At 50.4% G+C, this 12,796-nt stretch carries 8 protein-coding genes; 2 read left to right on the top strand and 6 right to left on the bottom strand.

Annotation, left to right across the window (positions count from 1 at the left end; all coding sequences use genetic code 11):
- Positions 1-18: 18 nt before the first annotated feature.
- From mltG to fabD, 6 genes are all read right to left on the bottom strand, one after another.
- Positions 19-1,062, bottom strand: a complete 1,044-nt coding sequence (gene mltG / locus KDK13_RS05455; protein WP_257283936.1) for an endolytic transglycosylase MltG — start codon at positions 1,060-1,062, stop codon at positions 19-21.
- Positions 1,055-1,879: an aminodeoxychorismate lyase gene (gene pabC, locus KDK13_RS05450; RefSeq protein WP_257283935.1), complete on the bottom strand. Its 825-nt coding sequence runs from the start codon at positions 1,877-1,879 to the stop codon at positions 1,055-1,057. The genes mltG and pabC overlap by 8 nt, the downstream gene beginning before the upstream one ends.
- A gap of 27 nt (positions 1,880-1,906) precedes the next feature.
- A complete protein-coding gene (gene fabF, locus KDK13_RS05445) occupies positions 1,907-3,160 on the bottom strand; it encodes a beta-ketoacyl-ACP synthase II (protein WP_257283956.1) in 1,254 nt (417 codons plus the stop codon).
- A 319-nt stretch (positions 3,161-3,479) separates the two neighbouring features.
- Positions 3,480-3,713, bottom strand: coding sequence for an acyl carrier protein (acpP, locus tag KDK13_RS05440; RefSeq protein ID WP_020582918.1), 234 nt, complete (start codon positions 3,711-3,713; stop codon positions 3,480-3,482).
- A gap of 221 nt (positions 3,714-3,934) precedes the next feature.
- Entirely contained in the window at positions 3,935-4,735 is an 801-nt protein-coding gene (gene fabG, locus KDK13_RS05435) for a 3-oxoacyl-ACP reductase FabG (RefSeq protein WP_257283933.1), read from the bottom strand.
- Positions 4,736-4,749: 14 nt separating this feature from the next.
- A complete protein-coding gene (fabD, locus tag KDK13_RS05430) occupies positions 4,750-5,688 on the bottom strand; it encodes an ACP S-malonyltransferase (protein ID WP_257283955.1) in 939 nt (312 codons plus the stop codon).
- 455 nt (positions 5,689-6,143) lie between these two features.
- On the opposite strand from fabD, the gene KDK13_RS05425 reads away from it, so the two are divergent.
- Positions 6,144-6,599, top strand: a complete 456-nt coding sequence (locus KDK13_RS05425) for a hypothetical protein (RefSeq protein WP_257283931.1) — start codon at positions 6,144-6,146, stop codon at positions 6,597-6,599.
- Positions 6,600-6,675: 76 nt separating this feature from the next.
- Positions 6,676-12,795 (top strand): hypothetical protein, encoded by a 6,120-nt coding sequence (locus KDK13_RS05420; protein ID WP_257283930.1) that lies wholly within the window; start codon positions 6,676-6,678, stop codon positions 12,793-12,795.
- The last annotated feature ends 1 nt before the right edge of the window (position 12,796 follow it).

The raw sequence follows: 12,796 nt of genomic DNA, 5'->3' as shown, positions 1-12,796 counted from the left end.
TTTCCAGTGCAGCAATATTTATTGCACCGTTGAACGATAATCCTTCCGCCGCTCCGTAATCTGATATTTCCGGACAGCCCGATTATGTTCCGCCAGTGTTTTGGAAAAATGGTGAGTACCATCACCACGGGCAACAAAGTAAAGCGTTTCCCCATCGGACGGATTCAGTGCCGCCTGAACAGCCTCGCGACCAACCGTCGCTATCGGGGTTGGCGGTAAGCCATGGATAACATAGGTGTTATAGGCTGTTCGTTCCCGTAACATACTACGATTCAATTCACCTTTATAGCGATCCCCCATTCCGTAGATCACTGTCGGATCTGTCTGCAGCCGCATCCTTTTTTCCAGGCGCCTGACAAAAACGCCAGCAATATCAGGCCGCTCAGAGGGCACACCGGTCTCTTTCTCAATAATTGAAGCCATAATCAAGGCTTCATAGGGGGATTTGTACGGGAGGTCTTCGGCCTTTTTATCCCATTCATCCGCAAGGACAGACTGAAGCTTTTGATGGGCTCTTTTCAGAATTGAGGCTACGGTGGTCCCTGCTTCAAAGCTATAGGTGTCCGCATAAAACAGCCCTTCCAGATTATCAGTCTGTGGCACATCCTTCATCAGGGTTCCCATCACTGCCTTCAGGTTTTTCAGCTCGACAGGATCGGTCAGCTTCGGATGGCGATTCAACGCTTGCAGCAACTCTTTTAAAGTCCAGCCTTCCACCAGGGTCGCACTGAAGTAACGGACATCACCTGCAACAAACTGGTTCAACAGCTGCCGATAGGTGGTACCGGGAGCAATCAGGTATTCTCCGGCATGAAGGTCAGCAGCAACCCCCTTGACTCTGGCAAGGGCCTTAAACATGTCGGGATATTGGATAAGCTGGTCCACTGATAATCGCTGCACCACATGCCCCAGCGAGTCACCCGCAATAATGACAAACTCTGTATCACTGCTAACCGGAACCTTCTGGTCACCATACCAGCGAAGACCATACCAGCCAGCAGCCACACAGACCATTACCAACAGCAAACCACCGCTCAGCGCCAGCAGCAACTTCCTAAGCATTTAATTCTTCCAGTACACAATCTCGAATCCGGGCAGTCAGGGATCCAATACCCCACTGCCTTCCTTCATATTCAATCACAGGCCAGACACCGTTTACACTGTTACAGAGAAAGACTTCCGAACCTTCCAGATCCGGGGATAGCGACTGTTCATTAACAGCAATCCCGCGATGACGGGCAAAGTCGATAATAAAGTCGCGACAAACCCCGGCTACACCACTGAATGTCAGATCCGGAGTGACCAGGCCACCTTCACGGGTCACCACAAACAGGTTACTCATGGTGCCCTCTATCAAGTTGCCTTCGATATCGCACAGCAGACCTTCGTCGTAAGCATTGCCCTGCCACTCACTTCTGGCCAGCACCTGCTCAAGGCGGTTCAGGTGCTTCAGCCCTGCCAGCGTACTTCGTCCAAGACGCATCTGACAGTGCTTTACCCGCGCGCCATGCAAACCAGGATCACGGGACCTTGACGGTAGCGGGTGCAGTGAGAGAATTCGGCGTGGAGAGAAACAACCCTCGGGGTTATAGCCTCGCCCACCGCTACCCCGGGTTATGATAACTTTCAGTACAGCGTCACCGGCCCGGTTATCCAGCAGAAAGGCACCGACCTCTTCAAGCAAACGCTCAATATCCAGAGCGATACCCAGCGGTTCGCAAGAGCGCTGCAGGCGACGCCAATGATAGTCAGCAAGCGTTGGCTTACCACCGGAAACCCGAACCGTTTCAAATAAGCCATCCCCATAGGCCAATCCACGATCTGAAGTCGGCAGGAATGCTTCAGGTACACCATTAACCCAGACTGGATAATCACTCACCCGGACACCCCCTTTTCACAACTGGCCCTAACTTTCTATTTTGGAAAATGCCAAAGTTACGTTTGTACCACCAAAACCAAATGAGTTGGAGAGCACATGATCCATCTGCATGTGCCTGGCATGGTGCGGCACATAATCAAGATCACAGCCCTCGCCGGGTTCGTCAAGATTGATGGTTGGGGGAATCACACTCTCAACCAATGACTTGATACTGAATACCGCTTCCACAGCCCCGGCAGCGCCCAGCAAATGGCCAGTCATGGATTTTGTAGAACTGACCGCCAGATGAGCGGCATGCTGCCCAAACACCTTATGAATTGCCCGTGTTTCAGCCACGTCCCCTGCCGGTGTGGACGTGCCATGGGCATTAATATACGACACACTTTCAGGTGCCAGACCGGCATCTTCAAGCGCTGAAATCATGGCACGTGCAGCACCACGACCATCCTCTGGCGGAGACGTCATATGCCAGGCATCACCACTCATGCCGACACCACTGAGCTCAGCGTATATTCTGGCTCCACGTTTAACCGCATGCTCGTACTCCTCAAGCACCAGAATACCGGCACCATCACCCAGGACAAAACCATCACGGGCTGCATCCCAGGGACGACTGGCCTTTTCAGGCTCATGGTTACGGGTAGAGAGCGCACGGGCCGCCGCAAAACCGGTCATGCCAAGTGCTGAGGAACCTTTTTCGGCACCACCGGCCACCATAAGATCGGCATCACCATAAGCAATGGTTCTCGCTGCAAGGGCAATGGCATGGCTCCCGGAGGCACAGGCTGTAGAAGTGGCAAAGTTGGGTCCCTGAAGGTTGTATTTCATGGAAACCCAGCCCGCCGCCATATTGACGATTGCAGCGGGAATAAAGAATGGGGATATGCGACGAGGACCACTATTCAGGAGCGTTGAATGGTTCTGTTCAATAGACGTCAGACCACCAATACCTGACCCGATCGCCACACCATATCGGTAAGCACAGTCATCATCAATAACAAAGCCGGAGTCAGCAATGGCCTCAGCAGCAGCAGCAATGCCATATTGAATAAAGACATCCATTTTCCGAACGTCCTTCTTGTCAATGGCAGCATCAGTAACACGGGCAGGATCAAAATTTTTGACCGCTCCACAGATCGAAACACTGAAGCCTTCTGTATCAAGGTGGGAGATAGCCTCAATGCCACTGCACCCTGCTATCAGACTTGACCAGCTGTCACTGACATTATTGCCAACAGGGGTTACCGCACCCATGCCCGTTACAACGACTCTTCTACGCATTCGCCGAGATAATGTTTCTGCTTTTTTTTCTTCCGACAAGACTGACTCTCCTGCTGACCTGCCGTACAGATTCAATGATCCGTCATTCCTGCAACAGAGTCCCCACTATCAGAGAGGCTCATATGAAAAACGACAGCAACACGATAATAATTTCACCGTACAGCCAGCTTTTATAGCCCAGCAGGCTGCCCTAAACAACAAAAGCCGCAGACAATTGTCATGCGGCTTTTGATTGGCATACTTTTGGAATACTTCCGGTTAAAGAAAGCGTCCTGAAAAAGTGTGCCACAAAAAAACAGCTGTGCAAATCAAGGCAGAATCAGGAGTGTGCAACAACGTAGTCAATTGCTTCCTGAACAGTGGTGATCTTTTCAGCCTCTTCATCAGGAATCTCGGTTTCGAATTCCTCTTCCAACGCCATCACCAACTCAACAGTGTCCAGAGAGTCCGCGCCCAGATCCTCTACGAATGACGCACTGTTAGTGACTTCGTCTTCCTTCACGCCAAGCTGTTCGCAAACAATCTTCTTAACGCGCTCTTCAATGGTGCTCATACCTTGTTGTGCTCCTATCGATATTCGGTGCAGCCTGAGGCCACAGGTGAACTAGTGTATATGGTCAATTATGGGAATTTCAAGCCAGTTCAGGGAAAACCGGTGAGCATCCACGCAAATTGACAACAGATCTAACAAAACCCCAAAACCAAACCTGTAAGAACAGATTATTTCTCCCTGCTCATTGCCGTTAAAGCACTACAGGTTCAGCCAAGGGAGGATTAATTCATGTACATGCCACCATTGACATGCAGGGTCTCACCAGTGATATACCCGGCAGGCTCACTGACAAGAAAGGCAACAGAAGCCGCAATCTCTTCCGGCTGCCCCAGCCGGGCCAGGGGAATCTGCCCAAGCAGAAAGGACTGCTGTTCTTCAGGCAGCGCCCTGGTCATATCGGTTGCAATAAAGCCCGGCGCAACGGTGTTCACCGTAATGCTTCTTGAACCGACCTCACGGGCCATAGCCCTGGTGAAACCTTCAATACCCGCCTTTGCTGCCGCATAATTTGCCTGCCCCTGGTTCCCCATGGAACCAACAACAGAACTGATATTCACAATCCGCCCCCAGCGTGCCTTGGTCATACCACGCAGGACAGCCTTACTCATACGGAAGATAGAACTGAGATTCGTGTCAATAACGTCGCCCCACTCATCATCCTTCATGCGCATCAGAATATTATCACGGGTAATGCCCGCATTATTGACCAGAATCAGCGGTGCGCCATATTCTGCACTAACCGCCTTAACCACCGCCTGACACTCATCCGCTGACGTTACGTTCAGCGCCATGCCCTGACCCTGAATACCCTCCACCTGCAAAGCTTCAGTAATGGCAGCTGCACCGGACTCAGACGTCGCCGTCCCGATCACCGTGGCTCCGGCTTTACCCAGGGACAGAGCTATTGCCTTGCCAATACCACGACTGGCACCGGTAACCAGGGCAACTTTTCCTTTCAAAGCCTGTCCCTTCAAAGCCTGTCCTGAAACAGACAGCCCTTCCTGCTCTCTTTCAACCGTCATTTCCCGCCTGTTCCTTATTGGTTAGCTTCTGCCAGCATCTGAGCCATAGCGTCAGCAGATTCCAGCGTAGCAATGGGCGCACGTCGTGCAATACGTTTATTCAATCCAGCCAGCACTTTACCGGGGCCGCACTCAGCAAACCGACCAACACCTGCAGCCATCATGGCTTCTACAGACTCCACCCAGCGTACCGGACTGTAAAGCTGAGCCACCAGATTCGCCTTAAGCTGGGCCGGATCAGAACTGACCTCAGCAGAAACATTCTGAACCACCGGAATCACCGGCTCAACCAATTCAATACCCTGCAACTCTTTCTGGAGGCGTACTGCGGCAGGCTTCATCAAGGCACAATGGGAAGGAACACTGACCGGCAGCTCAATCGCCCTCTTGGCACCCGCTTCCCTTGCGCACTCAACGGCTCTTTTAACCGCGGCAACCTGACCGGCAATCACCACCTGACCGGGGGCATTGAAATTGACTGCTTCAACGACCTCACCAGCTGCAGCCTGCTCACAGGCAGTAACCACATCTGCGTCATCAAGGCCAATAATCGCCGCCATGGCACCTTCACCCGGGGCAACCGCGTCCTGCATAAACAGGCCACGCAGACGAACCAGCCTGACCCCATCAGCAAAATTCATTGCGCCAGCACAAACCAGGGCTGAGTATTCACCCAGACTGTGACCAGCCATCATGGCGGGCATTTCCCCCTGACGATCGCACCAGAGACGCCAGAGAGCGACACTGGAAACCAGCAGTGCCGGCTGAGTATTCTCAGTCTGGTTCAACTGCCCGACAGGCCCCTCGCTGACCATTTTCAAAAGGTCCAGACCGAGCACCTCTGCCGCTTCCGCAAACGTTTCCTGAACCATTGGCTCGCCAAGGTAATCAGCCAGCATGCCAACCTGTTGAGACCCTTGTCCCGGAAAGACAAAAGCAAGCTTATCCGTCATTTCAACCCGCTCTTTCGCACAGCTCTCTTTATACCAAGAAGCCTGAAATTCAATCGAAAACAAAGCGAACCTTCCGGCACAACCACACCAGTTAATGCAGTCAACCGGGACACCGGCTACGCCCCCTCGTAGAAACCGGGCCAATTATAGGAAAAATAGACAACAAGGTAAGTAAATTTATGTTTCCAATAACAAAACAGGACCGGAAAAATGATTATAAACACAGAGTAATTAACACAAAATATTATCGATATTCATTATACGAACCCTGTTCGTCTACTAGCTTAGAGTTCAGGTTGGTCATTATTTACTCCAGGTAGAATAGCCATAATGATCAACGCTTGGAAACTTGTTTATCGGTAATCACTCGCCTGGATCAGCAAAGTTACCGGTCAAACCGTATCGCAAAATGATTATAACACTGCCTTGCAAGTCATAAGGCCTCAGGAAAGGATATGAACGCTTCAGCTACACCTGGTTTCGTGCCAGCATCAGTCGCTGGAAATGACGCTATACAACCGCCAGACAATAAGGAAGAACCGCCAGCGGAACCGGTAAAGGGAGTTTTTATCAAACGCATAAGCCCCCCCAGGCATATATGCTGTGCCCCCGGCACACGTCACCCTCAGGAAAACAACAAGTCGGTCGCCCACTATGAGATCTCCGGCCACAAAGCCAGCAACACAATAGCCACGCCACTCCAGGCCCCCCTGGTTCAGGAAACGCCGGGCTTGCCAACATTTCTGGAATGGCTCAGGCAGAATCACACAGAAACACTCTATAACTGCCTTGCCGATCAACTGGCAATCAATCCAACCTGTTTTACCGAGGCAAGAGGCCAGCTGCCTGACCCGGAAAACCAACAGTCTGTTTTTGAGGCCGTAGCCCTGCAGTTACTCCGGGGCCAGTAATTATATTCATCAGCTATACCAGATCACGGATGCTCTTCAATCATTAACCTTTTAACCCGTATCAACGGAAAACCTAATGGACACTCAATCTTACCCATCGTCAACAACCACCATGATCAACAACACTGCATTCCAGATTTCATCATCCAACCCATTTGCCCCCCCCAAACAAAAACAGGAAGCAAAAGGCAATTTCCAGTCCCACAATGTGGATATCAGTTCGTCTGGTAAAACAATAAAAATGATCAACACCACGCCCTCACCAGACCTTGATAATCCAGTCAATCTCAAAAACAACGAAGTTTGTCACGCAATTCAGGAGTTAATGGAGCGAAAATCAAGGGGAGAAAAATTATCCGGCAATGAAATCAGAATGGTTAAGCTTGCCAAAGAAATAATAACCATCCATGAAGGTTTAAAACAGGCTCCTGAAGGTCGCCCTGCCAACGGCACGACAACACCCAATGCCCATAAAACCAGCTCGGCAACCTCATCTCCGCAAAACGCCACCACCAGTGATGCAGCAGAAACTTCCGATCAGGCCAATACCTCTGCTGCGTCCAACCATACGACGACAAAACCAGAATTCACGGCAAGCTATTATCCGGATGCAATCACGGTACCCCATGCAAATATCACTTCCAAAGCGACTCCATCCAATCTGCCGGTAACGGATTTTCACGATGTCAATCACAGCACCGGGTCTACTGACACTGAAAAGCCAGACACCCCAGCCCCAAACACAACAACCACAACTGCAACAACAAAAGACATCAGCACCACCAATGTTGAACTGCCCACTGTCGTCCAATCCCCATCAACATCAACATCAACATCAACATCAACGCCGGAGACGGTCACAGACGCAATAGCCACATCAACCTCAATAATAACGACCACATCAACCACCGCTGTCACTCCAACCACGCCACTGCCATCATTGAAGGCGCTGGTAGCTGACAGTGTGGAGTTCACCCTGATGGCAGGGCTCAAAAAAAGCCTTCTGTCTTACCAGGCGCAACACCCGAAAGTCAGCCTGGCCAAACTCATCTCAGGTATTGATCAGGAGTTAGACCTTCTTCAGGTTTTCAGCCTGCTGATCACCGCCTCGGCTTTTGCCAGAACCATCAAAAAATCCCATCCTGATGATGCCCGGCAATACGACAAGATCCTTCAGGACACCCTTGCAGAACTGAAAAAATCCGCTGACACCACCCAAAGCCCCCATGCCAGGCATCGAAGATCTCCTCTATCGGAGATGGCAAAAATGTTGCTCAAGAGTCTTTATGAATTTGAAAAAGCACCAATGAATGAAGAAATGACAGCTTTTTTTAAAGGCTTTGAAGAAGAACGCGGTCTTTTTACCGAACTTATGCGCACACAACCAGAGACACCGGGAAGTGAATTCCAGGAACTGTTTAACCAGGTAAAATCTTCCGGATCCATTCTGGTAGCGATGGATAAATATGAAAATGCAATCAAGCCTCTACTGGATGCAGGAAGGTTTGTTGAAGTTGGTAAATTAGCCTTTAAAGTCAACGTTCTTTACAGCTATGGAGAGAAATTTGTCAACTCCGGTGAATATACTAATGAACAACAATTAGAAAATCCCTATCAAAATCTTTTGACAAAACTTGATAGATTCAAGAAATTGCACATTGATGGCCTGGAAGAACTTGCCTTTGGTTTTGATGATCTTTCGGCTTCAATTCCACTGAATGAAATAATTAACAATGCATACATATACTATGACCCCCTCCGCTTACACCGGCTGGTAGATCAAGTTTCTGAAGGCCTCTGTTACGGGGACGCTATCAGCCTGGCCATAGCAGACCTCTATGAAGCAGTACCCAATTCATTGCTAAGTATGTCAGAGGCAATATTATTCGGTAGTCATTACTCGAAATATGCCATTGAAATAAAACGCCTCATACAAGAACTTTCATTTGCAGGTGATGAAGATATACCTAATGCACTAAATACATTTGGATTAACAGAAAACTGTGAATGGGTACAAAATATGATCGATATAATGGAATATGTCAGAAAAAACTTCCAACATGCATATCACACGCCTAATTTTGATTCCCTCAATGACCTGATCAACCAATTAATACCCGATGACAACTTCGCCACTGATCTCCTCCAATATATTGTCAGGCCACATAAACAACACGTTGTTTACCTTTCAGTGAGGAAAACTCCATATCTTTACAAGCTAACTGTTCATGATATAAATACCGGGCTGATTGTTGTTACTGGTACCACAATTCAAGAGCTGAAAAATGCAATACCCGACGCTCTGAGGGAGTTTGCCAATTTTAATAGAATATCTCTGAATTCTGAAGCCGGAAAAACATTGGAAAATGTAGGCTTCGCCAAAGTAACAGCAAACCGGTTGGCCCCCCTGGAAACACTGAAACCATTTCCAGACTCGGCATTAAGTATCAAGGATATCATGACGAACCCGGTCACACGCCTGCAGGAAATTGATGTAAAGAATACCAAGGAGCTAATCCATGAATATCTGAACGAAGTTCACAAAGAGGCCAATCTTAAACGACTAAAACTCCCCAAAAAGCTTCCTGAACACTCCTGGACACCCGCTGAATCAGAAAATACCATCACAACCAAAAGCCCAATTATTTCACAGATGCGTGAGGTACTGGCCAATCTTAAAGACCTGCCAGAAGCCGAAACATTGCCCATCAGTGTTAAACAAGTTAATGCCCATCTCATTAAAACACTCGACACCATCTTAAAACATCTTTCTGACCCTAAAGCACAATCCTCATCAGATACCGACAATACCGGCAACCAGGCATCAATGCCCGCCAATCCCAGCGCCAGTGATTTGATCAAACTGGGCATCAGGCATGACTTTCTTGAACTGCTGGAACCCGATACCCAAGGCCTCGGCATTAAGGCCGCTGACCCGCAGCCAGGCCCCTCTAACCCTGCCCACGATCCTGCCCAACACCACAAACCAGTAAAGAAACTCACCACCGGAGAAAACGTCGGTGTTGGCTTTGGCACTTTTGGATTGGCGGTCGGAGGGGCTCTGTATTCATTCAGCAAGGCTTGTCCCGGCTGTCTGTCAGAAATGGCCAGTGAGTTCAGCACAAGTAGCGAGAGCGCTGCCGACAGGATAGCCAACGCCCTTAACCGGGGATCTCAACAGGCAGGAGAGGAAGCCGGGGAAGACGTCGGGGAGGAAATTGGAGAAAAAGCCGGAGAAAAAGCCGGAGAAGATGCCGGAGACAATGCCATTGAAGAGACAGTAAAGAAAACCGTAAAAAAAACCGCAAAAAAAGCCCTGCAGGAGGCCGCTAGATGCAGGCGGTCGGCTGGCAGCTGTAACCAGGTAGAAGGTGAAAATGAAGGTGGAGAAGCGGGAGGCGAGGCAGGTGGTGAAACTGCCGGTGAAGTTGGAGGCGAAGTTGGCGGTGAAGTCGGTGGTGAACTTGGAGCTGGAGCAGGCGCTGGAGCTGGAGCAGGCGCTGGAGCTGGAGCAGGCGCTGGAGCCGGTGCAGCTGGAGCCGGCGGTGGGGCAAGTGCAGGCGGTGCGGCCGGTGGTGGGGTAGCCGCTGGCGGCGGTACTATAGTTTTAAAAAAAGTAGGCAAGGCCTTAGGAAAGTTGATCAAGGCCATAAAAGACGACATCAACAAACACAAACACAAACACAAAAAAGATGCAAAACAGCATAAAAAGCAAACCCCTCACCAGGCCTCAGTAGTAGCACAACAGGCAATCGCTGCAGAACTGGCAATACTTGCAAAAACCGCCGCGCCGGAGCCAACAACTGAACAAGCGACGACACTGGCAAGTACCACTGGCAAGCCCACCACCAAACAGCTGCCATCCGCCCATCGTTCTTCTACCGAACGTGACACAACCACTGCTTCAACCTCCAAGCCCGCCGCAGCAACAACTGAAAGTACCACCAAAGCAAGAGTTACAACACCGGCAAGCGCCACTGAAAAGACCACTAGCGGACAGTCGTCATCTGCCCGCCTCTCTTCTACCGAAAGTGACACAACCACTTCGTCAACTGCCCAGCCAATCACACCAACATCTGAAGGAACGACCAAAGCAAGGGTTACAACATCACCAGGCACCACGGGTGAAACTACCACCGGACAGCAGGCCTCTTCCCATCAATCTACTGATGGTGATACAACCACTTCACCAACCACGCAATCAGCCGCATCAACAACAAAAGAAACCACCAGCACCGGGACCACTACATCGGCAGGCACCACAGGCCAGTCCACTACCGGACAGCCGTCTTCTGCCCATAGTTCTTCCATCGAAAGTGACACAACCACTTCATCAACTGCCCAGCCAACCACGGCAACCACTGGAGATACAACCAAGGCAAGAGTCACAACACCAGCAAGCACCACGGGTGAAACTACCACCGGGCAGCAGGTCTCTTCCCATCAATCTACTGATGGTGATACAACCGCTTCACCAACCACGCAATCAGCCACATCATCAATAAAAGAAACCACCAGCACCGGGACCACTACATCGGCAGGCACCACAGGTCAGTCCACTACCGGACAGCCGTCTTCTGCCCATAGTTCTTCCACCGAAAGTGACACAACCACTTCATCAACTGCCCAGCCAACCACTGCAACTACTGGAGATACAACCAAGGCAAGAATCACAACACCAGCAAGCACCACGAGTGAAACTTCCACCGGACAGCAGGCCTCCTCCCATCAATCTACTGACAGCGATATAACCGCTTCACCAACCACGCAATCAACCACATCAACAACAAAAGAAACCACCACCACCGGACAGACGTCATCTGCCCGTCGCTCCTCTACTGAAAGTGACACAGCTACTTCGTCAACTACCCGGCTAACCACTGCAACCACTGGAGATACGACCAAAGCAGGGGTTACAACATCAGCAAACACCACTGCCGAGTCCACCACCAGACAGCCGTCATCTACAGATCACGCTTCTATAGAAAGCGACACAACCACTTCGCCAACCACCACTGACAGGGCTGACAGCGAACCCCCAACGTCAACAAATGCCACCAGCAAGTCCCCCACTGAAAACGATACACAAAAGCAGTCAGTTTTCCCCCGGCTGGTCAAGGCATTTGATGACAGTAACGAACAAGCCAAAGAGCAGTTTACCCGATCCATCAGCGAAACCTCTGAACTGGCCCTGGCGAAAATTCAACAGCTAACCACCACCGATAAGGAAAAAAAGAGTATCCAGACCCGGGTCATACTCGGTTATACCCTCAATAACCTTAACACTGTCTTCGATAGGGAATTCCTGAATACATACGCACATGCCCGCAGGACACTGGAGGCACTTCACTCTGCCCCAGCGGCTAATGACTATAAACTCCCGGCAGCCCGAACGATCATTACCGACGCCCTGATCAGGACTTTTCAGCAGATGTATGCCACATTGAATACCCAACGTCTGCTGCTGTTTACTGATGCGGGCTATATCGACCCGGACAGACTGAGCCGGGAGGAAATGCTGAAGCTCAAGGCTGCCGCTATCAGCCCGGAAGGAAAAGAGATCTTGTACCCGGACAATTTGCGCAAGGCCATCAGCGATTTCCGGCAAGATGAGTCATTTGGTCAATCCAGGCAGTCAGATCAATTGCTTACTGATCTCTCCAGGTTCCTGAAAGACACCAGCGAAGTTGATCTATTGGAACAGCAGGAAAAAGAGTCCGGCACCCCAAGCCCGGTCTTGCAACAAAGGCAAGATTTGTGGTCGTCTATTGCGAAACTGGGTAACAAAATGAGCAGTAGCGATGCCATCGCCGGTCAGCCTGCCCCTGAAATCCAGCAACTCATGTGGTCGGTTATGACACAGGAGAAAGAGCTGTTTATTGACGACATCCAGGCCCTGCATCAACGGGATAAGGGCCACTTTAATGATGAAGTTACGCAGAAGGGACCTGATGTGCTGGCCATTCCGCGCGACTTCTATGACGTTATTGAAGTTCCGGGTGCCTATCGAATAGCGCTTGGCAATGATGGCTTGTCGCCAGCCGGGAAAGCTATAGAACCTTCGCCAACCCGTTCGGCGCCCGACTCAACCACGGAGCACAAACTCAACCAGAGAAGAAAGCGCAGAGAAATTGCCCCCCCCCCCCGAACCACCACAACGCTCTTCGGCTGCGCGCCAGACAGGCATCCTGGATAAC

Origin of the sequence: Endozoicomonas sp. SESOKO1 (assembly GCF_024606265.1) — a bacterium.
In the GTDB taxonomy this organism is placed as follows: domain Bacteria; phylum Pseudomonadota; class Gammaproteobacteria; order Pseudomonadales; family Endozoicomonadaceae; genus Endozoicomonas.
Note: the sequence above shows the minus strand (reverse complement) of the source record. Positions and strands in the feature narration are given on the sequence as shown.